Genomic DNA, 25521 nt, shown 5'->3' on the forward strand with positions numbered 1-25521 from the left:
TCAGGTATTGGAGTCCTCTTCCTCTGTCGTTTCCTTTAACAGAGGGGAAAGACCTAATGTCTGGGTATGAATAGGTGCTTTGCTTCGGGTGATCAATGCAATACTGAACGAATCATAAGGTCGAATGACAATCATCTCACCTACAGATACATCGGGCAGTTTCTCGCTCAGCCAGCCATCGTCGACAATGTAATTGCCACGGCTACCTGAAACACCCAGCCCTTCTTCCCACAAATCAAACATGGTGCCCTGATCAACGTTATCGTTCAGACCGCGATCGATGATCACTACCTGATTTCGACCAATGTACTTGCTGCCTTCAAGCGCACCTAAAATAGAGGCTGAAACGTTCTTCGGTGCAGGTTCTGGATAGAAGGTGTTGGATAAAGAAAAGCCTTCTTTGGTCAGCAATGGCAGTGCTATGTCGTTAGACAGAATCTCTTGCTGCTGAGTCTCCACTTGCAGTGCGCTGAGTTTTTCTCCTGCTTCTAGCAAGGTGGCTGTGGCGACCATTTTCAAAGAAAGAACTTCTGCTCCGGTATCACTGCGGCGATATTCCTGCACAGCCCGGTAAATTCCCCAGTTTTTCTCATCGGTAGGACCATCAATGAAAAGTTGATCATGTTTACTGAGGAAACGACGTCCATCCTGCGTACCCACTACACGCATAGCGTTATCTACCACCTCTTCTGTCACCAGACGATCGGAATTGATGTAAGGTAAAACCAGCCCTTCAGGCAAAGTTGGAACGGCTTGTTTGTCGATAATACGAGCTTTAGGGGAGAGAGTGAGCAGCGGTTTCAGGCTCAGCATTGGCTGACCATTTCGCCAGACCAGTGTGAGTTTATCGCCAGGGTAGATTAGATGGGGGTTATCAATGTCTGGGTTGATTTGCCATAAACGCGGCCAAAGCCAAGGGCTATCAAGGTACAAAGCCGAAATATCCCAAAGGGTATCGCCTTTTTTTACCTCGTAGGTTTTAGGTGCATTTTCCTTAACCGATAAAACATCACCTTTTGCAAGGACACCATGTGCCACAACACATGTTATTATAGCTAAAGAGGTACGACCTAACTTGGCCACTAATCCTTTCATAACCCCAGTTTCCCTATCCAATATTGGCTAGGATGCTGTCATTTAGGTTATAAAATGTCTAGAATTGAGCCAGCTAGGTTTTAGCTGTTTCGGCACAGTTCAATATTTCGAGTGTATATGTCTGTATTACAAGTATTAACTTTCCCTGATGATCGCCTTCGCACAGTGGCAAAACCTGTCGAAGCAGTGACACCAGAGATTCAAAAGATCGTCGACGACATGTTGGAAACCATGTACGACGAAGAAGGCATCGGTCTGGCGGCAACCCAGGTTGATATTCACCAGCGCATCGTCGTCATCGACGTGTCTGACACCCGTGATCAACCAATGGTGTTGATCAATCCTGAAATCACCGACAAACGCGGTGAAGATGGTATTGAGGAAGGCTGTTTGTCTATTCCGGGTGCACGCGCATTGGTTCCTCGTGCGGCAGAAGTGTCTGTGACTGCACTGGATCGTGAAGGCAAAGAATATTCGTTTGAAGCGGATGAGCTTTTGGCTATCTGTGTTCAGCACGAGCTGGACCACCTTGAGGGCAAGCTCTTTGTGGACTACCTTTCGCCTCTGAAGCGTAAGCGTATTCAAGATAAGATGCTTAAACTTAAGCGTTTTAACGAGAAGCAAGCGAAAAGAGCCTAACACCCTTCTTCACATATTTAAGGAAGTTTACCTTGAGTCAGTCTTTAAGAATTGTCTTTGCAGGTACTCCGGACTTCGCCGCCCGTCATTTGGCGGCGTTATTGTCTTCGGAGCACGAGGTTATTGCGGTTTACACCAACCCAGATCGACCAGCAGGTCGCGGTAAGAAGCTCACCCCTTCAGCGGTTAAGAGCTTAGCGCTGGAACATGACTTGCCCGTTTACCAACCAGAAAACTTCAAATCCGACGAAGCGAAACAAGCGCTGGTCGATTTGAATGCCGACATCATGGTCGTTGTAGCTTACGGTATGTTGCTGCCACAAGCCGTACTGGATACACCTCGCCTTGGTTGTATTAACGTTCACGGTTCAATTTTGCCTCGCTGGCGTGGAGCAGCACCGATTCAACGCTCAGTATGGGCTGGTGATGAAGAAGCTGGCGTAACCATCATGCAGATGGACATCGGTCTGGATACTGGCGATATGCTGAAAATTGCAACGCTTCCAATTGAAGCGACCGATACCAGCACATCCATGTACGACAAGTTAGCGGAACTTGGTCCTCAAGCTCTGATTGACTGCCTTTGTGATATCGCAGAAGGTAGAGCCGTTCCCGTTAAGCAGAATGATGACGAAGCCAGCTACGCCAAGAAGCTCAGCAAAGAAGAAGCACGCATCAACTGGAACGACGATGCGGCTCACATAGAGCGCTGCGTCCGCGCATTTAACCCATGGCCAATCAGCCATTTCGATGCCGCTGACAACACCATTAAAGTCTGGCAAAGCCGTCTGGACAACCAAACCACGGACAAGCCAGCAGGCACCATCATTCAAGCTGACAAAACAGGTATCTATGTCGCAACAGGTAATGGCGTATTAGTGCTTGAACAGATTCAGGTTCCGGGTAAAAAAGCCATGTCAGTTCAGGACATTTTGAACGCAAGAGCGTCCTGGTTTGAAGTAGGCAGCCAACTGGTTTAACCCAGAACAAACGACGAAGTGCATGATCACTTCATTACGAACTTTTTGAGGGCAGAGATGCCCTCCTTTGCTTTAAGGTATTCACCATGAATGTTCGCGCTGAAGCAGCCAACGTTTTGTATCTTGTTGTCGACAAGGGTCACTCATTATCTACCGCCCTTCCTGCTGCACAACAGAATATCCGCTCTCGTGACCACGCCCTGCTGCAAGAGATTTGCTACGGCGCGTTACGTTACCTTCCTCGTCTGGAAACCATCGCTAACAACTTGATGGACAAACCGTTAAAAGGTAAGCAACGAGTATTCCACCACTTGATTCTGGTCGGCATTTACCAACTCAGCTTTATGCGGATTCCCGCGCATGCCGCGGTAGGTGAAACCGTGGAAGGCACCAAAGCGCTGAAAGGTCCTCGCTTAAGAGGGTTAATCAACGCTGTATTGCGTAATTACCAACGCAATCAGGAAGAGCTGGATCAAGCTGCCGTTAGCCATAATGCAGGTAAATACGCACACCCGAGCTGGCTATTAAAGTTGTTGCAAGACGCTTACCCAGAGCAGTGGGAAACAATTATCGAAGCCAACAATCAGAAAGCGCCGATGTGGCTTCGCGTTAACCACCAGCATCACAGCCGAGACGAATACCTTGAGCTACTCAAAAATGAAAACATAGATGCGAGCGCTCACTCCGAAGCGGAAGACGCCATAAAATTAGCCTCACCAAAAGATGTGGCTTCTCTTCCGGGGTTCGAAAAAGGTTGGGTGTCGGTTCAGGATGCAGCAGCGCAATTGTCCTTCAATTACCTTGAACCTAAAGACGGGGAATTGATTCTGGACTGTTGTGCGGCGCCGGGCGGGAAAACCGCGCATATTCTGGAACGAACCACCAACAGCGATGTTGTTGCCATCGACTGTGACGAAAACCGCCTGAAGCGAGTGCATGAAAACCTGAAGCGTCTCAATCTTCAGGCGAAAGTCGTTTGCGGTGATGCACGTAATCCTCAAGAATGGTGGCAAGGCGAACAATTTGATCGCATTTTGCTGGATGCACCCTGCTCCGCAACGGGTGTGATTCGCCGTCATCCAGACATCAAATGGCTAAGACGCGCAGACGACATTGAAGCGCTTGCCGAGCTGCAAAGCGAAATTCTGGATGCCATGTGGCAGCAGCTAAAACCTGGGGGCACCTTGGTTTACGCGACGTGTTCAATCACGCCACAAGAAAACAAGCATCAGGTCATTCAGTTCCTTGAAAGAACCGATAGCGCTCAGCTTGTCGGTTCGGAGCTGGATAATCCGGGCAGACAGATTCTTCCAGGCGAAGAAGATATGGACGGGTTTTATTACGCCGTTTTAACGAAAAAAGCTTAGGCGCGATACTAGGGTCTAAGCAGAATAGGTGAGCGATGAAAATCATCATACTCGGTGCTGGACAAGTAGGTGGCACCCTGGCAGAAAACTTGGTGGGTGAAAATAACGACATCACAGTGGTAGACCGTGATGGAGACCGACTTCGTGAGTTGCAGGACAAGTACGATTTGCGAGTGGTAAATGGGTTCGCCTGTCACCCAGACGTGCTGCGCGAAGCGGGGGCGCAAGATGCCGATATGCTGGTCGCCGTTACCAATACCGATGAGACCAACATGGCGGCTTGTCAGGTGGCGTTCACCCTATTCAATACCCCAAACCGTATTGCCAGAATCCGCTCGCCTGAGTATCTGGCTGAGAAAGATGCGCTGTTTCAGTCTGGTGCGATTCCTGTCGATCATTTGATTGCGCCTGAAGAACTGGTAACCAGCTACATTGAACGTTTGATTCAGTACCCTGGAGCACTGCAGGTAGTAAGCTTTGCCGAGCGTAAAGTCAGCCTTGTGGCGGTAAAAGCCTACTATGGCGGCCCTTTGGTCGGGAATGCCTTGTCTGCTCTGCGCGATCACATGCCCCATATCGACACACGTGTGGCGGCTATCTTCCGTCAGGGTCGCCCGATTCGCCCACAGGGCACCACCATTATTGAAGCTGACGACGAAGTCTTCTTCGTCGCCGCCAGTAACCACATTCGCTCGGTCATGAGTGAGCTTCAGCGCCTTGAAAAGCCCTACCGTCGTATCATGATTGTGGGCGGCGGTAATATCGGTGCCAGCCTAGCTAAGCGCTTGGAAAAAGAGTACAGCGTAAAACTGATCGAACGAGGCTACCAAAGGGCGGAAAGGCTATCCGAGCAGTTAGAAAATACCATTGTTTTCTGTGGTGACGCTGCCGATCAGGAGCTGCTTGCTGAAGAAAACATTGATCAGGTGGATGTGTTCATTGCGCTTACTAATGAAGACGAAACCAACATCATGTCAGCTATGCTTGCAAAACGCATGGGTGCCAAGAAAGTGATGGTACTGATTCAGCGTGGCGCCTACGTAGACTTAGTCCAGGGTGGAACCATTGATGTGGCGATTTCACCACAGCAAGCCACCATTTCAGCGTTACTTACTCACGTTCGTCGAGCTGATATCGTTAACGTATCCTCGTTGCGTCGTGGTGCAGCAGAAGCCATCGAAGCCATCGCTCATGGTGATGAAACCACCTCCAAAGTGGTGGGGCGCGCGGTTGGCGATATCAAGCTGCCGCCGGGTACTACCATAGGTGCCATCGTTAGGGGTGAAGAAGTGCTGATTGCCCATGACAGAACCGTGATTGAACAAGATGATCACGTGGTGATGTTCCTCGTCGACAAGAAATACGTGCCAGACGTCGAGCGTTTGTTCCAACCAAGCCCATTCTTCCTATAGAGTCAGCGTTGGCGCTCCGATTTCAGAGCGCCGCACAAACCGTGGTAATAAGTCGATATGGTTCATTTACGCCCGATCTTATTTGTCATTGGACTGGTGCTCTCTAAGCTAGCCCTCTTCATGTACGCCCCCACTGCGGTGGCATTCTTTTCAGGCACGCCAGGCTTCATTGAGTTTGGGCAATCGGTACTTATCCTTCATGGTGTTGCTTTTGTTTGTCTGACTATTGGTCGTACCGCTGAATTCCGACTCGGGGTTCGGGATATGTTCCTGATCACCTCGTTTGTGTGGACCATCGCCAGCGCCTTTGCCGCTTTGCCGTTTGTGTTCATCAATCACATCAGCTTTACCGATGCGTATTTCGAAACCATGTCAGGCATCACGACCACTGGCTCCACTGTGCTCAGTGGGTTAGACGAGATGGCTCCGAGTATCTTATTGTGGCGTTCAATACTGCAATGGCTGGGCGGAATAGGGTTTATCGTCATGGGTGTGGCGATCCTGCCCATGCTCAATGTCGGAGGGATGCGACTCTTCCAAACTGAAAGCTCAGACTGGTCAGACAAAAGCGCCCCAAGAACTAAGATTGTCGCCATCCATATCGTCTATGTGTACCTCACGCTCACTGCTTTGTGCCTGATTGGGTACTTGATCACTGGTATGTCTGGGTTTGATGCCATCAATCACGCTTTCACGACTCTTTCGACAGGTGGCTACTCCACATCGGATGGCTCGATGAACCACTTTTCCAACGGCGCGCATTGGGTCGCAATCGCCTTTATGTTCTTGGGTGGGTTGCCTTTCTTGCTGTTTGTCACGGCATTAAAGAAAAAGCGCCCGATGTCATTGTGGCAAGATGCTCAGGTAAAAGGGTTCGCCTATCTGGTGCTGTTTACCGCGTCAGTCGTGGCGGCTTGGCTGTGGTTTCATGAAGATTATTCCATGTCTGATGCGGTTCGCGTCTCGCTATTCAACATCATCTCTGTAGTGACAACCACGGGCTTTGGGTTGGAAGATTTCACCGCGTGGGGAGCTCTACCCGGGGTCATTTTTGCGTTCATCATGATGGCTGGGGCATGCTCGGGATCGACCTCCGGTGGAATCAAAGTGTTCCGCTTCCAGATTGCACTTACTCTACTCCACAAACAGATGATGAAGCTGATTCACCCGTCTGGTGTCTTCGTCCAGAAATACAATCAGCGCCCAGTTAATGAGGACATTGTGCGCTCTCTCGTCGCATTCGGACTGATGTTCCTTATCACTATCATTGTTATAGCGGGTGTGCTAGGAGCAATGGGACTGGATCCGGTGACAGCCATTTCTGGTGCGGTTACTGCGGTTGCGAATGTAGGACCGGGGATGGGTCATGTGATTGGTCCTACTGGAAATTTTGCACCACTACCAGATGCCGCCAAATGGATACTGAGCTTAGGAATGCTGATGGGCAGGCTAGAAATTCTGACGATTCTGGTGCTTTTCTTCCCCGCATTCTGGAGAAGGTAGTGAATGACCCGATTAAATCGGGTCAACAAAGAAATAGATCGCAAAGAAATGGCACGCTGCCCCACCCAGAACAAACCCATGCCAGATGGCATGGTTAAAGGGAATGCGTTTGCAGACGTAGAAAATCACCCCGAGTGAATAAACCACTCCGCCCACTGCCAGCAAGACCAGACCGCCAATATCCAATGAAATAGCCAGTTGATAAATCACGATAAGTGATAGCCACCCCATGGTCAGATAGGTATACAACGAGAGCTTTTTAAACCGATACACAAAGGCAATTTTGGCGATGATACCAACCAGGGCAATCGACCAAATCACAATCATCAAACCAATCGCGAGTGGCGTTCTTAAACTCACTAAAAGAAACGGGGTATAGCTTCCTGCAATAAGGAGGTAAATCGCACAATGGTCAAAGGTTTTCAGCCAACGTTTGGCTTTTCGATAGGGAACGGCGTGATAAACCGTAGAGGCAAGAAACAGTAAAATCAAACTGCCGCCATACACACTCATACTGGTAATGGTCAATGCGTCGGCATGGTGGTTTACGGCTTTAATCAGTAAAAAAACCAGCCCAACGATGCCGCAAATCATTCCCAATGCATGAGTAACGCTGTTGGCGATTTCTTCATTTAAGCTGTATTCACTCGCTAAAGGACGTGTCATACGCCCCTCCTTCAATAGAGTAACGACTCAAGAGAGGTGCAGTATGACACACTCAGCGTACAGTTGTAAGCTTAAATTTCACATCAAAAATTCAGGTAGTGCTTTCTAAAAACTCCAACACCTGTCTGCCCGCTTCTTCCCCTGAAAGTTGAGAAGACAAGGTTAAATGACGCTTAAGTTCATTCCCGCCCAACAGCCCGGCAAGCATACCGCCGATGCCTCTTTTGCGGCGATCCACTTCAAACCAGAGTTTCAGCTCATTCTCATCACGGTAGGCCACGATTTCCAGTTCACGCCAACGACCGTGATAAGGTCCTGTCGTCGGGACAAACTCAAATTCCTGAACGAATGGGAGCTCAAACCCTTTAGCTTCTTCACATTCAACCTGACGAATGCGAAGCCCCTGCTCCTCTAACGCGGTAAAAATCCCGTCCATTAACGGATCAGGACGTACTGTCAGCACATCTTTATCAGTTGGGTCGATCGCCATGGAGATGTCTAAGCCAGTTTCTAGCCAGACTTTGGCATCGCCAATCGTCACTGGGGTATTCCAGGGGATGGGAAGCTCTACATCAAACACACGCTCTTCACTCGGTTCAATGGTAAAAGCATAAGGCAGTTGCCATGACGCCAAAGCGTATTTCACGTTCTGCTTTTTGGTCTGCATTCCTTCCTGAACGTGGCTTTTGTCATTATCTGCCGGAACTTCGCGAACATAACGACAACAAAGCTTCAAATCGATGTTGTCAACTTCCTGAGCCGACGAGCCGCCATACACATGGATTTTAATGCTGACATTTTGCCCAGGAATCAGCACTTCCTGCTGAAGAATAGAATCTACTTTGGCACTGCCAATACCAAAGCTAGCTAGCGTTTTTTTAAAAAATGACATGAACAACTCCTCTAAATTGGGGTCTTCCTTTGCTTTATAAGGTCATGATTGGCAGAAGAAAGTTCCGTTTATTTTCTATACATATCCTGTACGGTCGGCTTGTGCAACATTCAAACAATGGACTCACTAAAAAATGAGCAAAAAACCAGCATTTCATTCGCACATTCTTACAATTAGTGCTACTCTCTGAGCCGGATATGGTTTCATATCTTTACTCCTGATTTTCTATTGGATTGGCACGGCCAGAAGAGAGAAATCTCATAGGGAATCGGGCCATTAATTTGGCAAGGGATGTGTCTGACTGTTAGGTAAACCAATGCGCCCAACACCTGTCAGGTTTTCGCACACGAATCGTAGTGCGAGTCGACGTCGCCCAGGTTTTGTATCTGCTCCGGTTAACAGCAAACCGGCTCCACAAGTAAACTTAGTTGCTCGCAACGCTCAAAAGAGCCAGCAAGACAATAAAGTTACCGAAGCGGCTTAATGAAAAGCGCGGTCTTTGACTGCGCTTTTTTATTTCAACAGATTTTGTTAACTTAGCGACATAAGACAACACAAGTATTGTGGAGAAATAAATGAAATGTCACCGCGTCAATGAGCTGATTGAACTGATCCACCCTGAATGGCAAAAAGACTCTGAGCTCAATTTAATGGAGTTCATCGTCAAATTGACTCAAGAAGCAGGTTATGACGGTAAATTAGAAGATCTAACGGATGATGTACTGATTTATCACCTCAAGATGCGCAACAGTGAAAAAGACGAGATGATTCCAGGTCTGGCAAAAGACCAGGAAGACGATTTTAAAACTGCGCTGCTTAAAGCGCGCGGCGTAATTTAACTCTCTCTTTCTAAAAAGCGGCATCAGCCGCTTTTTTTGTCCCTGTCCCCTGTTTACCCTTTTTTCTACTCAACTGTTACTAAGATTCTTTTTAAACCTTGATACCCATAAAAAAATAAATGTTTTTAAACCCGTATAATTCGTGTGCAATTTGAGCTACGCCTTATTCTTCATCAACGCAAACCTGATAGTTAAAGGGCTTGATCGTGTGAGAGCAATATAGGGCGACTAAAATAAAAGATAAGTAGCAATGTCGAAGAGTGAAGGCAAAAGAACCTTCGCCTCAATACGCCTAAGAAGGACACCTGTATGGGTCAGGAAAGAATCGATGTCAAAGACGTGACTCCGAAAACCTTTAATCCCAAAACACATAAAGGGAAAGGAGATCGCTTTAACCCAAGTAACCGAATTTACGTTCGGGAAAGCAAAGGTACTTACCAAAAGCTTCGCCGATATGGAGGCTGGTTTCTACTGCTCATATTTGGTTTAACCCCATGGATACCTTACGGAGACAGACAGGCAATTTTGCTTGATCTGGGCAATCAGCAATTCAACTTCTTTGGTACCACCTTATACCCTCAGGATTTAACGCTGCTTGCGTTACTGTTTATGATCGCGGCTTTCGGACTCTTTTTTCTTACCACTTTTTTGGGTCGCGTCTGGTGTGGGTATCTCTGTCCTCAAACAGTCTGGACATTCATGTACATCTGGTTTGAAGAGAAGCTGGAAGGCTCAGCCAATAAAAGACGAAAGCAAGACAGTGGAACTCTCTCATCCAACCTGGTTTTCAGAAAAACGCTCAAGCATATAGCGTGGTGGGCGATTGCTTTAATCACCGGTTTCACGTTTGTCGGCTACTTCGTGCCCGTAAAAGATCTGGTGATTGACTTTTTCACTTTAAATGCCAGTTTCTGGCCGGTGTTCTGGGTCGTCTTTTTTGCCGCTTGTACTTACGGGAATGCTGGCTGGATGCGCTCTATCATGTGCATTCACATGTGCCCGTATTCTCGCTTTCAGTCTGCGATGTTTGATAAAGACACCTACATCGTAGGGTACGACACCAAGCGAGGTGAAACCCGAGGCGGACGCTCACGCAAAGCCGATCCAAAATCACTTGGGCTTGGTGACTGCATCGACTGCGATCTCTGCGTACAGGTCTGCCCGACTGGCATCGACATTCGGGATGGCTTGCAGTACGAGTGTATCAACTGCGGTGCCTGTATTGATGCCTGTGACAAAACCATGGATCGCATGGGCTACGAAAAAGGGCTCATCAGTTACACCACGGAACACCGCTTATCGGGGCACAAAACCCACATTATGCGTCCTAAACTGTTGGGATACGGTGTGGTGATGATACTGATGACGGGTCTGTTTCTGTTCCAGATCGCCAGTGTTGAGCCCGCAGGGATGTCGGTATTGCGAGATAGAAATCAGCTATTCCGAATGAACAGCGAAGGGCTGGTGGAAAACACCTACACGCTAAAAATCATCAATAAAACTCAAGAGCGACAAGAATACACGCTCAGTGTAGAAGGACTTAGCGATGTTCGCTGGTATGGCGCTCAGACGGTACATGTTAATCCCGGTGAGGTCTTGAACCTTCCACTCAGCCTGGGGGCAGACCCAGACAAACTTCGCTCTCCTATCTCAAAGATTCAGTTTATACTCTCGGACAGTGACCAATTTACTGTTGAAGTCGAAAGCCGGTTTATCAAAAAGCTTTAGACTTTCTGAGATGGAATGAGGCGCAGCAATGCGCCTTTCTTTTGTATGTCTGATAACGCTTTTAACTTCGAAGCTCTGACCCCTGACTTCATGTGGTACGCATTAGAAAGTATCGGTGTTCGCGCGGAATCCGGTTTGCTGGCTTTGAACAGCTATGAAAACCGGGTTTATCAGTTTACCGATGAAGATCGCCGTCGATATGTAGTGAAGTTTTATCGACCTTCACGTTGGAGCAAAGCACAAATTCAGGAAGAGCACGATTTCGCGCTTGAATTGCTCGAACAGGATATTCCCCTTGCACCGCCACTACGAATCAATGGCAATACGCTGCACGAATACCAAGGCTACTTATTCACTCTGTTTGAGAGCGTAGGTGGACGCCAGTTCGAAGTAGACAACTTTGAACAACTGGAATGGGTAGGTCGTTTTTTGGGGCGTATTCACAAAGTTGCACAAACGAAACACTTCAAGCATCGACCCACGATAGGATTAGACGAGTACCTGTACCAGCCAAGAACCGTGTTGCAGCAATCCAATATGATTCCAATGCATTTGGAACAGAGCTTTTTCAATGACTTGGATTTACTTATTACAAGGATTGAGTCGTACTGGCACTCGGACTTTAAACTGCAGCGCCTACATGGGGATTGCCATCCGGGAAACATCTTGTGGCGAGACGGTCCCATGTTTGTGGATTTAGACGATGCACGAAACGGTCCCGCGGTACAAGACCTGTGGATGCTGCTCAATGGCGAGCGCCACGACAAGCTGGCTCAACTGGATATCATTCTTGAGGGTTATGAGGAATTCTGTAACTTTAATCACAATGAATTGAAACTAATTGAGCCTTTGCGCGGTCTACGAATGGTACATTACATGGCTTGGTTGACCAGACGTTGGCAAGATCCGGCGTTTCCTGCTGCCTTCCCATGGTTTGATGATCCAAAGTACTGGGAAAGTCAGGTACTGGCATTCAAAGAACAAATTGCGGCGCTGGATGAACCTTCTCTGACTCTGATGCCACAATATTAAGAAAAGTAATAATGGAGTACACAATGAAAAAGCTGTTTGCACTTGTCGCAACACTTGTATTGAGCGTCAGCGCTCACGCTGCGCAGTTTAAGGAAGGCACCAATTACAAGGTGCTGGATTTAGAAGCCTCTAAAACCCCGACTGTTACCGAGTTCTTCTCTTTTTATTGCCCTCACTGTAACTCGTTTGAGCCAATCATCCAGCAACTGAAAAAGAAAATCCCTGAAGACGCGAAACTGGTTAAGAACCACGTATCTTTTATGGGTGGCAACATGGGCGCACCAATGAGCAAAGCTTACGCAACTATGGTTGCGCTAAAAGTGGAAGACAAAATGGTGCCAGTGATGTTCAACCGCATTCACAACCTGCGTAAGCCACCAAAAGATGAAGCTGAATTGCGCCAAATCTTCCTGGATGAAGGTGTGGATGCGAAGAAGTTTGATGCGGCATACAAAGGCTTTGCCGTAGATTCAATGGTTCGCCGTTTCGACAAGCAGTTCCAGAATAGCGGTCTGCGTGGCGTGCCAGCAGTAGTGGTAAACAATAAGTACCTGGTAAATACAGAAGGCCTTGAGTCTCTGGACCAGTACTTCGATTTGGTTAACTACCTGCTGAAGCTGAAATAACGCTTCGCTACAACGAACTAAGAAAAAAGGAGCCTCGGCTCCTTTTTTCTTGCATGACATATCTAGCCTTACCGGCTTTGATAAATATTCTTTAGCACTTCGTCTTTTTGTAGCCAAACATCCCCCAGCCATTGCTGGAACTGACGCTTATAAGGCTTATCATTAAAGTAATCGCCCTGTACTTCCTCTGTCATCGGAATGGTGCGGATTCTCACCTCAATGCGTTTCATTCTTCCCATCAGCATATCCTTAAAAGGCGAATTTACATTTTCTGGATAAGCGAGAGTTACATCGATAATGCTGTCAAACTGTTCGCCCATAGCGGCAAGAGTATATGCGATACCGCCTGACTTTGGTGCCAGCAGGTACTCATAAGGCGCTTTTGATTTGCGCTGTTTATCCTGGGTAAAGCGAGTCCCTTCCACGTAGTTCACTACAGTAGTCGGCAGGTGGCGAAACTTCTCGCAGGAACGTCTGGTCGTTGCCAGATCCTGACCGCGCTTTTCAGGATGACGAATCAGATATTCTCGCGAGTAACGGCGCATAAATGGCATGTCCAGCGCCCAGCAAGCCATACCTACAAATGGTACGTACAGCAGTTGCTGTTTAAGAAAAAACTTCGGCATCGGGATTTTGTCTTTGAATACAGTGCAAAGCACTACAATGTCAGTCCAGCTTAGATGGTTACTGATCATCAGGTACCAACCGTCTTTTTTCAGCCCTTCTCCCCCCTCAATCGTCCACTCTACGCGATTAGACGCAGACAGAATCAAACCATTCACAGTCGCCCATAGCCACATGAAAAAGTTGGCTACACGGGTAATTTGCGTTTTAAGCTTTTGCCCTGGAAGTAGAAGCTTTACCAGCGCTAAGATCACTATTGGAATCGAGCACATGGCGGAATTAAGAATAACGAGCGAAACATTGATGATAAGAAGAAGATAACCAAACATAGACGCTATAAGTGTTGGAAAGTGAACCGAGCCAATAAAACGGTGCAATATTGTACTGTGCTGTCATCTTAATGTAATCCATTTATTTAATGGTCTGATTTGTCGAATTTTTCGTATGCTGTCATGGAATAATGAGTTAACTACGGATTAACATGATCACTTGTACTCTCAGCCAAAAACAGATCTCGCAACATCAGATAAAGGAAATATCATGAAACGAAAATCGTTAAGTGTTGTACTTGCAGCGTTATTTGCCTCTTATGGCGTACAGGCAGAACTGAACGATAGAAATGGAATCAGTGGCGAGGTCGCTATTAATGTTGGATACACCAGCCAGACTTCCAATTTGAACACAGAAGCGGATGCTCAACGTGTAGAAGGGGAAACCCCAACGCAAAATAAAGAGCTCATTGCGCCTCTCGGAAATTTGCAATACACCTTCGGAGATAAGCGAAACCATCAGGTGTTCATCGGTACGTCACGTGCGGACGTTGCTATTGGTACATTGGCACTTGAGCTCGGTTATCGTAATGAACTGCCATCCGGTATGACATGGAGTGTTGCGGCTCTGCCAAGTGTATTGCAATCTGATGTATGGCAAGACCCATATCAATTGGTGGGTTCAAGAAAAGAAACCAAAGAGTTCGGTACGGCTTACCGCTTGCAACTGAAGAAAACACCACTTTGGGGACTCAGTTTTGATCTCGCTTACGGTCAAATCAATATCGACAAGGAAACGTCGGGCTCTGAGCTGGCTTCAGGTGCAGAGAAGTTGGCTCGTGAAGGAAATGTCTACTACTCAAAGGTAGAGAAGTTTCTTCCCCTCAGCCGCACGACATTCCTAATGCCTTCATTGAAATACGTTCAGCGTAATGCCGACGGCTCAGCCATGCAAAATACAGGGATAGGCGCAGACCTGACCGTATTGATGCTGAGAGGTCAACACCAGATCGCAACCACTGTTTCTTACATGAACAGAGGCTACGACGATGTAAACCCCGTATTTGACAAAACCCGTGACGACAACCAACTCAAGCTGTTCCTCGCTTATGAGTATCAGAACTTCATGAACTGGGAGAATACCTCTCTGGTCGCTTTCGGTGGTTATGAGAATGTTTCTTCAAACATCGATTTTTATGACAGCAGTAACTGGATTGTGGCAACGGGCTTAAACTACAGCTTCTAATTCCATCTTACTTTTAAAAAATGCCAGCAAACGCTGGCATTTTTTATACCGCTTGAGCCGTCAGTTGCTTCATTAATCTGTCCATCGCTCGATACCCCAACGCTTCAGCAATATGTGGCCGCTCGATTTGAGGGCTTCCTGACAAATCTGCAATCGTACGTGCCACTTTGATGATTCGATGATAAGCGCGTATGGATAGCCCGAGTTGGTGCAATGCGTTCTCCAGAAACTCTGCATCTTGCTTATGCAAAGGACAGTATTTGTCGATTTCACGTGTACCCAGTAGCGCATTCACTTTTCCACTGCGAGCCTGCATTTTCTCTCGGGCAAAGTTGACCCTCTGTTTCACCACCTGAGTCGGCTCTCCGCGATCGCCACCTTCTGATAACGTACCTTTCGGCAGTGCCGGTATTTCCAGTGACATATCAAAGCGATCAAGTAAAGGCCCTGATAGTCGCCCCAAATACCGCAGGATCGTCTGAGGGTTCACTCGAGCTTGATTCCCCTCATAGTACCCCGTAGGGCTAGGGTTCAATGCCCCAACTAACTGGAATCGGGCAGGAAAACGGGTTTTCCCCGCGGCGCGAGAAATGATGATCTCACCGGATTCCAGTGGTTCTCTGAGTGAATCCAGAACTTTTCGTTCAAACTCCGGCATCTCATCTAAAAATAACAAACCGTTATGAGCTAAAGATATTTCACCAGGACGGGGAATCGATCCACCGCCAACCAATGCCGCCATAGAACTCGAATGGTGTGGGGAACGGAATGGACGCTTCTTCCAGTTGTACTGGTTAATCTCTTGCTGGGTGAGAGAAGCAACTGACGCACTTTCCATAGCCTCATCTTCGCTCATGTCGGGCAACAAATCGCACAGTCGCGACGCCAACATGGTTTTCCCCGTGCCGGGTGGTCCAAGAAAAAGCAAATTGTGATTACCCGCAGCGGCTATTTCTAGTGCTCGCTTACCTTGCTGCTGGCCAATGATGTCTTGCAGGCATCGTGATGATTCCTTTGCAAAATGAAGTTCTGGGGTTTGAAATAATCCCAGTGTTTTCTGCCCACACAAGTCAGCGCATACATCGAGTAAATTGGCTGCCGATTTGTGAACATCCGCCCCTACAAGCGCTGCCTGATCACCATTCGCATCGGGCACAACCAAGCAATGGTTTTCCCGGTTTGCGGCTAACGCCGCTGGTAACACGCCTTTGACAGACCGAAGTTCACCCGAAAGGGCTAGTTCACCAATAAACTCGGTCTGACCCAGTTTGGTAATGGCAATTTGCTCTGATGCCGCCAAAATACCCAGCGCTATGGGTAAATCAAACCTTCCACCTTCTTTCGGTAAGTCAGCGGGAGCCAGATTGACCGTAATTCGCTTGGCTGGAAACTCAAAGCCTGAATTAATAATCGCACTGCGAACCCGATCTCGAGATTCCTTCACGGTTGTTTCTGGTAAACCTACCAACGTAAACCCTGGCATTCCGTTGCTGATGTGAACCTCAACCGTCACTTCTGGAGCTTCCACTCCTACACACGCCCGACTATGAATGATCGCTAACGCCATGTTGCTTCCCTGCCTACTATTTAAACAATGACAATTTTATAACTAATTAATTTTTAAAGACTATTTCTTATATATCCTTTTTCCGTACGCAATAAATGTGAAAAAAGTCTTACTTTTTGCTTGTCATGTAACCAAGGATTGTGTTACCACTAGAAACGCAAACAAATTCACAACTTTTGAATAACTAGAATTAATGAAATTATCTGCTCGCACTAACGCACTCGTTGCCCTGATTATCGTGGTCATTATTAGTACCGCGCGGGGGATTGTGGGCAGAAAATAACCACAGAATAGCAAAAACCCCCGCGCTGAGAAGCTCGGGGGTTTTTTTATAACTTAAGACATCATTAACCGAATGAGATCAGGTTAATACAGGAAGAATGGGAGCACACAATGTGCCAAGGCAGTAAAGGGATGAAGCCGTTTCGTCCCTCGCAAACCGCAGGAGAGCAGCAATGACAGGAGCAGAATTGGTTGTTGCGGCTCTGCAGCAAGAAGGAATTAAAACGGTATTTGGCTACCCGGGCGGTGCCATTATGCCAATCTACGACGCGTTATATGATGGTGGTGTGGAGCACATCCTGTGCCGCCATGAACAAGGCGCTGCCATGGCAGCAATTGGTATGGCGCGTGCAACACAAGACGTTGCTGTCTGTATGGCAACATCTGGACCGGGTGCCACAAATCTGGTTACCGGTCTGGCGGATGCCTTTCTGGACTCGGTGCCTCTGGTTGCGATTACCGGTCAGGTTGCCAGTTCTCATATAGGTACTGACGCATTCCAGGAAATGGATGTGATTGGCATGTCATTGGCGTGTACCAAGCATAGCTACCTGGTTACAGACATCAACGAACTCGCCCCCACTCTTGCCGAAGCTTTTGAAGTAGCAAAAACAGGTCGTCCGGGACCGGTTATCGTTGATATTGCCAAAGACGTTCAACTGGCTCAGGCGCCAACCGAGATCCTGCCTCATTTCGAGCCACCAGCGATCCCAGTTGTTGATCCTAAAGCCGTAGCACAAGCGCAAGAACTTCTGTCTAAAGCAACACGCCCTGTCTTATATGTTGGCGGCGGTGTTCAACTGGCGAAAGCAACGGAATCCGTTCGTGAGTTTCTGCGTCTTAACCCAATGCCTTCTGTCAGCACCCTTAAGGGGCTGGGGACCATCGAAAGGCACGATCCTCACTATCTTGGCATGCTGGGTATGCATGGCACCAAAGCGGCAAACCTGGTAGTTCAGGAATCTGATCTTCTGATTGTGGTCGGTGCACGTTTTGATGACCGAGTGACAGGTAAACTTGATACCTTTGCGCCTCACGCCAAAGTAATTCATATCGATATCGACGCGGCAGAATTCAATAAGCTAAGAACCGCTAACGCGGCACTTCGTGGTGACATCAATGTCATCCTTCCTCAACTTGAGTTGTCCCACGATATCTCTCCTTGGGTTCATCACAGTGAAAGTTTAAGAAGCGGATTCAAATGGCGTTATGACCACCCTGGCGATCTTATTTTTGCCCCTCTTCTGCTTAAACAGCTTTCCGACATGATGCCTGACTCTTCCATGGTATCGACCGACGTTGGTCAGCACCAAATGTGGGCAGCGCAGCACATTCAGCCTCGGGAGCCGCAAAACTTCATCAGCTCTGCCGGTCTGGGCACTATGGGTTTCGGTCTTCCAGCTGCAATGGGGGCGGCAGTCGCACGTCCTGATGACCAGTCTATCCTTATATCTGGGGATGGTTCATTTATGATGAACGTTCAGGAATTGGGAACGCTAAAACGCCGCCAGATTCCGGTGAAAATGGTGCTTCTAGATAACCAGCGTTTGGGTATGGTTCGTCAGTGGCAGTCGCTGTTCTTCGATGGTCGCCACAGTGAAACCATTCTTGATGACAACCCAGATTTCATCATGCTGGCACAAGCTTTCGGTATTCCGGGCAAGGTCATCACCAAAAAAGAAGAAGTTGAGCCATCACTTAAAGAGATGCTGGAAAGCGAAACGTCTTACTTACTGCACGTTTTGATCGACGAAGAAGAAAATGTATGGCCTCTGGTTCCACCAGGCGCTTCAAACAATGACATGCTGGAGAACACCTGATGCAACGTTATTTAATGGACATCAAAGCCGATGATAAGCCTGTATTGCTGGAACGTGTTCTTCGTGTGGTTCGCCATCGTGGTTTTGTCATCAAGCAGGTTGCTGCGACTCAAAACCACGAAAGCAAGGTTGCCAGCGTAGAAATCATCGTCGATAGCGACCGCCCTATCACCACTCTGATCAATCAGATAGAAAAGCTGTGGGACATTCGCACTGTAGAGGTCACGGAAATCAATAGAGACGAATTGCCCAATAACAACTTACAACAAAAAGTTTGTGCTTAAGGAAGGAATGCGAACATGACAAAAAAGACAGCTGATTACATCTGGTTCAATGGTGAAATGGTTCCTTGGGGAGAGGCGAACGTTCACGTCTTGACTCACGCCATGCACTACGGTACTTCCGTGTTTGAAGGTGTTCGTTGCTACAACACACCAAATGGACCAATCGTATTCCGCCACTTAGAGCACGCTAAACGCCTGAAAGATTCTGCCAAAATATACCGCTTCCCTATTCCTTACACAGTTGAGGAAATCATGGAAGCCACTCGTGAGACTCTGCGCCAGAACAAGCTGGATAACGCTTACATCCGTCCATTGGGTTTTGTTGGCAATGTGGGCTTGGGTGTATGCCCACCGGAAGGCACCGAAATGGAGGTGATCATTGCGGCATTCCCATGGGGTTCTTACTTAGGTGAAGAAGCATTGGAAAACGGTGTAGACGCGATGATTTCAAGCTGGAATCGTGCCGCACCTAACACCATCCCAACTGCAGCAAAAGCTGGTGGTAACTACCTATCTTCATTGCTAGTAGGCGGTGAAGCCCGCCGTCATGGCTACGATGAAGGTATTGCGCTTAGCGTTGACGGCTATCTCTCTGAAGGGGCAGGTGAAAACATCTTTGTTGTGAAAGATGGAGTTATCACTACTCCACCTGCAACCAGTGCGATCCTTCCAGGCATCACTCGTGACTCCATTATGACGCTGGCGCGAGATCGCGGCTACGAAGTCCGTGAAGCCAACATTGCTCGTGAAGCACTTTACCTTGCGGATGAAGTCTTTATGACGGGTACTGCAGCGGAAATTGTGCCAGTGAGCACCATAGACAAAATTGACGTGGGCAGCGGTAAACGCGGTCCGATTACAAAAGAAATGCAAGACGCCTATTTTGGGTTGTTTAACGGCACCACAGAGGACAAGTGGGGCTGGCTGGATTACGTATATCCAGAGAATGCACCAGCGAAGTAAGGAAGTAGAACAATGCCAAAATACAGATCCGCCACCACAACCCATGGTCGTAACATGGCTGGCGCACGTGCCTTATGGCGTGCCACTGGCGTAAAAGAAGAAGATTTCGGAAAACCTATCGTTGCGGTAGTTAACTCCTTCACCCAGTTTGTTCCTGGTCACGTACACCTCAAAGACATGGGGCAACTGGTGGCAAGGGAAATTGAGAAAGCAGGCGGTATCGCCAAAGAATTCAACACCATTGCCGTCGATGACGGAATCGCAATGGGTCACGGTGGTATGTTGTATTCCCTGCCATCGCGCGACTTGATCGCTGATTCCGTGGAATACATGGTCAACGCGCACTGTGCAGACGCCATGGTATGTATCTCGAACTGTGACAAAATCACTCCGGGAATGCTGATGGCAGCTATGCGCCTCAACATCCCAGTCATTTTTGTATCTGGCGGACCGATGGAAGCGGGTAAAACAAAGCTATCCGATCAAATCATCAAGCTAGACCTGGTCGACGCCATGATTCAGGGTGCCGATCCAAACGTATCTGATGAACAAAGCCAGCAAATCGAACGTTCTGCGTGCCCAACGTGTGGTTCTTGTTCCGGTATGTTTACCGCAAACTCAATGAACTGCCTGACGGAAGCACTTGGTCTGTCTCAGCCAGGTAATGGCTCAATGCTGGCAACTCACGCTGACCGCGAATCCCTGTTCCTGAATGCGGGCCGTCGCATCGTTGAACTGACCAAACGCTACTATGAGCAGGACGATGAAACGGCTCTGCCTCGCAACATTGCCTCATTTGAAGCGTTCGAAAATGCCATGGCTCTGGATATTGCGATGGGTGGTTCCACCAACACCATCTTGCACTTGCTATCTGCGGCGCAGGAAGGCGACGTTGACTTCGATATGGAAGACATTGATCGCTTGTCTCGACGCGTACCACACTTGTGTAAAGTGGCGCCTTCTACTCAGAAATACCATATGGAAGACGTGCACCGTGCTGGTGGTGTAATGGCGATTCTTGGTGAGCTGAATCGTGCTGGCTTGGTGAACAACCAAACCCGAACGGTGCTGGGTCTATCTATGGAAGAACAGTTAGCGCAGTACGACATCATGCAAACCGAAGACGCTGACATTCTTAAATTCTATCGTGCGGGTCCGGCAGGTATTCGTACCACTCAAGCATTTTCTCAGGACTGTCGCTGGGATCGTCTTGATGACGACCGTGAAAACGGCTGTATTCGTACTAAAGAGAATGCATTCAGCCAAGACGGCGGTCTGGCCGTTCTGAAAGGCAACATCGCCCTTGACGGATGTATCGTAAAAACCGCTGGTGTAGACGCAAGCATTTTGAAATTCACCGGTCCTGCTGTGGTATTCGAAAGTCAGGAAACGGCGGTAGAAGGCATCTTAGGCGGCAAGGTAAAAGCTGGCGACGTGGTCGTTATTCGCTATGAAGGACCAAAAGGCGGTCCGGGCATGCAGGAAATGCTGTACCCAACGACTTACCTTAAATCGATGGGGCTAGGCAAAGAGTGCGCTCTGCTTACCGACGGTCGTTTCTCCGGTGGTACTTCTGGTCTTTCTATTGGTCACGCCTCACCTGAAGCGGCAAGCGGTGGCACCATTGGTCTGGTGAAACAAGGCGATATCATCGCGATTGATATTCCTAACAGAACCATTTCGCTGGAAGTGCCCGAAGAAGAACTGGCAGCTCGTCGAGCGAAACAAGACGAACTGGGTTGGAAACCAGAAAATCGTGAACGTGAAGTTTCCTTTGCACTTAAAGCGTTTGCCAGCCTGGCAACCAGTGCAGACAAGGGCGCCGTCCGCGACAAATCTAAGCTAGAGGGCTAGCTTATGACACTGACCACTCAAACTGGCGCAGAATATCTGCGCCAAATCCTGCGCGCTCCGGTATACGAAGTGGCAATGGTGTCCCCTTTTCAGGAGATGCCACGGCTCTCCGCGCGCATTGGCAACCATATTCAAATCAAACGAGAAGATCGCCAGCCCGTTCACTCGTTTAAACTTCGCGGCGCTTACAACATGGTCGCGAACTTATCTGACGATCAGAAGGCTGCGGGGGTTATTGCGGCATCCGCTGGTAATCATGCCCAGGGTATGGCTCTGTCAGGCTCTAAGCTCGGCATTCAAACCACCATCGTAATGCCCAAGACCACGCCAGACATCAAAGTCGACGCAGTTCGAAGTTTTGGTGGCAATGTGGTTCTTCATGGTAATAACTTTGATGAAGCCAAAGCTGAAGCAGAGCGACTTTCTCTGGAACACGGATATACCTTTGTACCACCCTTCGATCATCCTATGGTGATCGCGGGTCAGGGCACGATTGGTATGGAAATGCTCCAACAAAATGGTCATCTCGATTACATTTTTGTCCCGGTAGGTGGCGGCGGTCTCGCAGCAGGCGTTGCAGTGCTCGTAAAACAACTGATGCCAGAAATCAAAGTGATTGCGGTAGAGCCAGAAGAATCAGCTTGTCTCAAAGCCGCACTGGATGCTGGTGAGCCTGTGGTCTTGGATCAAGTCAGCATGTTTGCTGATGGCGTAGCGGTAAAGCGCATTGGCGAGGAAACCTTCCGCTTATGTCAGCAATATATCGACGGACACGTTAGCGTTTCAAGTGACGAGATCTGTTCTGCAGTCAAAGACATTTTTGAAGACACTCGTGCGATAGCCGAACCATCTGGTGCACTGGCGTTAGCTGGGTTGAAAAAATTTGCCGAGCAGAATGCCTTACAAGGCAAACAGCTTGGAACCGTGTTATCCGGTGCCAACACCAACTTCCACGGCTTGCGCTACGTTTCAGAGCGTTGTGAGTTGGGTGAGAAACGTGAAGGTTTATTGGCGGTGACTATTCCTGAGCGTCAAGGTGCTTTCTTTGAGTTCTGTAACCTGATTGGCGGCAGAGCGGTTACCGAGTTCAACTATCGTTATAACGATGACAAGCTTGCCAACATTTTCGTAGGTCTGCGACTGCAAGACGGTCAGCAGGAGCTCGACAGCGTCATTCAGGATCTGCGTGATGGCGGGTACCCTGTGGTTGATCTGTCTGACGATGAAATGGCAAAACTGCACGTCCGCTATATGATTGGTGGCAAACCCTCTAAGCCATTGAAAGAACGTTTGTACAGCTTTGAATTCCCGGAATACCCTGGTGCGCTTGTGAAGTTCTTGAGCACCTTAGGCACACACTGGAATATTAGCCTGTTCAACTACCGCAACCAAGGTGCGGACTACGGCCGGGTATTGTGCGGCTTTGAACTGGATGAATCGGACTTGTCTCGATTCTCGGCTCACCTTAGAGAACTTGGTTATCAATGCAAAGACGAGTCGGATAACCCGTCTTATCAATTCTTCCTTTCTTAACGGTAATTCTTAACAAAAAACGGGGCTTTGCCCCGTTTTTCTAGCTTTCGATCCAATCCCGATAAAGGGTATCTGTATCACCTAAGTAATTAATCATCCAGTCTCTCAGTCGATGATCTTCATTTTGACGCCAGACCATACAACATGCACTCATAGGGCTGTTTTCTGAGGTCTCTATTTCTCTTTCTATCAGTTCTCCACGTGCCAAATATCCGCTGGCAATGTGTTTGGGCATATACCCTACCCCGACACCATTTTTCAGACATTCAATAGCACTGAACCAGTTAGGCAATAGAATGCGTCTCTGTTGTCGATAGTGCCAGTTGTGCCTTTTCGGCAATACGATAGAAGTATCATCCAAACAAATCGCAGGAAAAGGGCTCACCGTCTCTTCACATAATGATTCAGCCAATACACAAGGATGAGCCGGCGACATCACAAATACCCACTCCAAATCCCCCATGGGTCGAATACCAAAATCCCCTCCGACAGGCACGGCAGCTGTCGCACCAAGGACAATATCTGCGCGCTCTTGCGATATGGCTTCCCACGAGCCATTAAACACTTCCATGTTGATTTGCAGCTCGGCAAAATCAAACGTCTGGTAAAAGTCTTCAATCAGGGGCTTCAACTTATCCAGCTTGACCACATTATCCAATGTCAGTTTAAGCGTCTGATGCCAGCCTAGAGCGGCGCGTCGGGTTTGCGCTCGCACATCTTCCATCTGGATAAGCATCTGCCTAGCATGCTGGATGAACGTCTCACCCGCAGGGGTTAACTCTACCTTTCTCGGCAATCGACGAAACAGCAATACGCCCATCTCTTGCTCTATCTGCCGAACGCTATAACTGATGGCAGAGGGCACCTTGTGAAGCCGTTCAGCGGCCGCGCTGAAACTGCCCATCCGAGCGACCGTATCCAGCATTTCTAAAGACTGTTTGGAGAACATTTGCTTTCAATTTTTTTGATAGATAACTACAAAATATAGCGCTTATCGTTTGGTATATCCAAAAATAGAATCATTACCTCAATTGGTTTCAAAGAAAAACCATCTTCAATCATACAAATAATTTGAACGGTAAAAAGATGAAAGCGACTAAGTTTCAACTTTTCTATTTAGCCCTCCTCTCAATGTTGGGATTCATAGCAACGGACATGTATTTACCCGCTTTTAAAGCCATGGAATATGACTTTGCAACTGGTCCCGAATCGATCGCAATGTCTCTGTCTGTCTTTTTGGCAGGATTGGCGGCAGGGCAATTTCTATGGGGACTGGCGAGCGACAATTACGGTCACAAGCGCACCCTGATTTTTGGGTTAGTGATATTTGGTCTCTCTTCACTGGCACTGGCAGCGTGTACCAGCATTTGGCAATTGCAATTGCTTCGATTTATTCAGGCGTTGGGCGTGTGTGCACCTGCTGTTATCTGGCAAGCAATGGTCATCAAACAGTACGAGGAAAAAGTCAGCCAACAGATTTTTGCTACCATCATGCCGCTAGTGGCTTTGTCTCCTGCTCTGGCCCCTCAACTTGGTGTTGCGTTGTTGAATCTTTCTGGGTGGCGGAGCATTTTTGTCGTTTTGGTCATACTGGCTATCATTTTGGTCCTAATCACGTTAAAGCAAGTAGATACTCATACAGAAAAGAAAACCACCAGCATGGGTAAAGACATCAAATCGTTAATGGGTTCACGAATCTATCTTGGCAATGTGATGATGTTTGCCATGGCTTCGGCGGCATTCTTCGCTTACCTGACAGGTATGCCGGAAATCATGGCTAAACTGGGTTATGACGCGAAAGATATTGGCTTCAGCTTTATTCCTCAAACCATCGCGTTTATGGTGGGTGGATATTTGGGCAAACGTTGTGTTGCGAAATACGGCGATGAATTGGTACTGAAACAATTACTGGCGCTGTTCAGTGTGTCTGCATTATTGGTCTTCATGGCGACACAATGGACGTTAACGACCATCTATCCATTGTTAGTACCATTTTGCTTTATTGCCATCGCCAATGGAGCTCTTTACCCTATAGTGGTCAACCGAGCGTTATCCAGTGCCAAACAGAGCCCGGCCACCGCAGCTGGGCTTCAAAATAGCTTACAAATTTGTGTCAGTGGCATCGTCAGTGCTGTGGTTGCTACTTATGCCAGTATGGCGTTGACCATCACTGGGTTCGCGATCCTTGTGTGCTTGATAGGATTGTGGACGGGGTACTTTGTGTCTAACAAGAAAGCAGCGAGGCACTTTACCCTGCCAGACAACTCTCGTGTGGTGGCTCAAGAAGAAAAGTAGAAGAC

At 48.1% G+C, this 25521-nt stretch carries 23 protein-coding genes; 17 read left to right on the forward strand and 6 right to left on the reverse strand.

The genetic code is table 11. The features are described 5' to 3' along the window. Positions 1-1095 carry a LysM peptidoglycan-binding domain-containing protein gene (locus INR79_RS17855; protein ID WP_223095393.1) on the reverse strand — a complete coding sequence of 365 codons (1095 nt, stop codon included), beginning with the start codon at positions 1093-1095 and terminating at the stop codon, positions 1-3. Positions 1096-1212: 117 nt separating this feature from the next. Between INR79_RS17855 and def the strand changes: the two genes are divergently transcribed. The 5 genes from def (at position 1213) to INR79_RS17880 (ending at position 6996) form a co-directional block, all read left to right on the forward strand. After that, positions 1213-1734, forward strand: coding sequence for a peptide deformylase (def, locus tag INR79_RS17860; RefSeq protein WP_004406486.1), 522 nt, complete (start codon positions 1213-1215; stop codon positions 1732-1734). 32 nt (positions 1735-1766) lie between these two features. Then, a complete protein-coding gene (gene fmt, locus INR79_RS17865; RefSeq protein WP_223095395.1) occupies positions 1767-2714 on the forward strand; it encodes a methionyl-tRNA formyltransferase in 948 nt (315 codons plus the stop codon). Between the two features lie 86 nt (positions 2715-2800). Further along, positions 2801-4081, forward strand: coding sequence for a 16S rRNA (cytosine(967)-C(5))-methyltransferase RsmB (gene rsmB / locus INR79_RS17870; RefSeq protein WP_022597308.1), 1281 nt, complete (start codon positions 2801-2803; stop codon positions 4079-4081). Between the two features lie 35 nt (positions 4082-4116). Continuing rightward, positions 4117-5493 (forward strand): Trk system potassium transporter TrkA, encoded by a 1377-nt coding sequence (gene trkA, locus INR79_RS17875; RefSeq protein WP_004406496.1) that lies wholly within the window; start codon positions 4117-4119, stop codon positions 5491-5493. Positions 5494-5550: 57 nt separating this feature from the next. After that, entirely contained in the window at positions 5551-6996 is a 1446-nt protein-coding gene (locus INR79_RS17880) for a TrkH family potassium uptake protein (protein ID WP_223095396.1), read from the forward strand. A 12-nt stretch (positions 6997-7008) separates the two neighbouring features. Here INR79_RS17880 and trhA read toward each other — a convergent pair whose 3' ends face one another. Next, the gene (trhA, locus tag INR79_RS17885; RefSeq protein ID WP_223095398.1) at positions 7009-7662 is read right to left on the reverse strand and encodes a PAQR family membrane homeostasis protein TrhA; all 654 of its coding nucleotides are present in this window, start codon (positions 7660-7662) and stop codon (positions 7009-7011) included. A gap of 91 nt (positions 7663-7753) precedes the next feature. Then, a complete protein-coding gene (locus INR79_RS17890; protein ID WP_004406503.1) occupies positions 7754-8554 on the reverse strand; it encodes a sporulation protein in 801 nt (266 codons plus the stop codon). A 316-nt stretch (positions 8555-8870) separates the two neighbouring features. On the opposite strand from INR79_RS17890, the gene INR79_RS17895 reads away from it, so the two are divergent. From INR79_RS17895 to INR79_RS17915, 5 genes are all read left to right on the forward strand, one after another. Next, positions 8871-9038, forward strand: a complete 168-nt coding sequence (locus INR79_RS17895) for a hypothetical protein (RefSeq protein WP_022597318.1) — start codon at positions 8871-8873, stop codon at positions 9036-9038. Between the two features lie 91 nt (positions 9039-9129). Continuing rightward, entirely contained in the window at positions 9130-9393 is a 264-nt protein-coding gene (locus INR79_RS17900; protein WP_004406505.1) for a YihD family protein, read from the forward strand. A gap of 309 nt (positions 9394-9702) precedes the next feature. Then, positions 9703-11121 (forward strand): cytochrome c oxidase accessory protein CcoG, encoded by a 1419-nt coding sequence (gene ccoG / locus INR79_RS17905; protein ID WP_022552150.1) that lies wholly within the window; start codon positions 9703-9705, stop codon positions 11119-11121. A 45-nt stretch (positions 11122-11166) separates the two neighbouring features. Next, positions 11167-12153, forward strand: a complete 987-nt coding sequence (locus INR79_RS17910; RefSeq protein ID WP_223095400.1) for a serine/threonine protein kinase — start codon at positions 11167-11169, stop codon at positions 12151-12153. A gap of 23 nt (positions 12154-12176) precedes the next feature. After that, positions 12177-12779 (forward strand): thiol:disulfide interchange protein DsbA/DsbL, encoded by a 603-nt coding sequence (locus INR79_RS17915; protein WP_004406510.1) that lies wholly within the window; start codon positions 12177-12179, stop codon positions 12777-12779. 68 nt (positions 12780-12847) lie between these two features. On the opposite strand, the gene INR79_RS17920 is transcribed toward INR79_RS17915, so the two are convergent. Further along, positions 12848-13732 carry an acyltransferase gene (locus INR79_RS17920; protein WP_223095402.1) on the reverse strand — a complete coding sequence of 295 codons (885 nt, stop codon included), beginning with the start codon at positions 13730-13732 and terminating at the stop codon, positions 12848-12850. A 211-nt stretch (positions 13733-13943) separates the two neighbouring features. On the opposite strand from INR79_RS17920, the gene INR79_RS17925 reads away from it, so the two are divergent. After that, a complete protein-coding gene (locus tag INR79_RS17925; RefSeq protein ID WP_022591111.1) occupies positions 13944-14918 on the forward strand; it encodes a DUF2860 family protein in 975 nt (324 codons plus the stop codon). A 43-nt stretch (positions 14919-14961) separates the two neighbouring features. On the opposite strand, the gene INR79_RS17930 is transcribed toward INR79_RS17925, so the two are convergent. After that, positions 14962-16485, reverse strand: coding sequence for a YifB family Mg chelatase-like AAA ATPase (locus INR79_RS17930; protein ID WP_022552154.1), 1524 nt, complete (start codon positions 16483-16485; stop codon positions 14962-14964). Between the two features lie 455 nt (positions 16486-16940). Here INR79_RS17930 and ilvG point away from each other — a divergent pair, with 455 nt between their 5' ends. From ilvG to ilvA, 5 genes are read left to right on the forward strand one after another with little or no spacing between them, the layout of a single operon-like run. Next, positions 16941-18587: an acetolactate synthase 2 catalytic subunit gene (gene ilvG / locus INR79_RS17935; protein ID WP_223095404.1), complete on the forward strand. Its 1647-nt coding sequence runs from the start codon at positions 16941-16943 to the stop codon at positions 18585-18587. Beyond that, positions 18587-18871 carry an acetolactate synthase 2 small subunit gene (ilvM, locus tag INR79_RS17940; RefSeq protein WP_004406520.1) on the forward strand — a complete coding sequence of 95 codons (285 nt, stop codon included), beginning with the start codon at positions 18587-18589 and terminating at the stop codon, positions 18869-18871. Before ilvG ends, ilvM begins: the two co-directional genes overlap by 1 nt. 15 nt (positions 18872-18886) lie before the next feature. After that, positions 18887-19834, forward strand: coding sequence for a branched-chain-amino-acid transaminase (gene ilvE / locus INR79_RS17945; RefSeq protein WP_004406522.1), 948 nt, complete (start codon positions 18887-18889; stop codon positions 19832-19834). Positions 19835-19846: 12 nt separating this feature from the next. Continuing rightward, on the forward strand, positions 19847-21688 hold the full coding sequence (ilvD, locus tag INR79_RS17950) for a dihydroxy-acid dehydratase (RefSeq protein WP_022608415.1): 1842 nt from the start codon (positions 19847-19849) through the stop codon (positions 21686-21688). A gap of 3 nt (positions 21689-21691) precedes the next feature. Beyond that, on the forward strand, positions 21692-23221 hold the full coding sequence (gene ilvA / locus INR79_RS17955) for a threonine ammonia-lyase, biosynthetic (protein WP_022597349.1): 1530 nt from the start codon (positions 21692-21694) through the stop codon (positions 23219-23221). 40 nt (positions 23222-23261) lie between these two features. On the opposite strand, the gene punR is transcribed toward ilvA, so the two are convergent. Further along, positions 23262-24170 carry a DNA-binding transcriptional activator PunR gene (gene punR / locus INR79_RS17960; RefSeq protein ID WP_022597350.1) on the reverse strand — a complete coding sequence of 303 codons (909 nt, stop codon included), beginning with the start codon at positions 24168-24170 and terminating at the stop codon, positions 23262-23264. A 137-nt stretch (positions 24171-24307) separates the two neighbouring features. Here punR and punC point away from each other — a divergent pair, with 137 nt between their 5' ends. Then, the gene (punC, locus tag INR79_RS17965; protein ID WP_223095406.1) at positions 24308-25516 is read left to right on the forward strand and encodes a purine nucleoside transporter PunC; all 1209 of its coding nucleotides are present in this window, start codon (positions 24308-24310) and stop codon (positions 25514-25516) included. Positions 25517-25521: the final 5 nt, after the last annotated feature.

It is taken from the genome of Vibrio sp. SCSIO 43132, assembly GCF_019904195.1.
Classification (GTDB): Bacteria; Pseudomonadota; Gammaproteobacteria; order Enterobacterales; family Vibrionaceae; genus Vibrio; species Vibrio nigripulchritudo.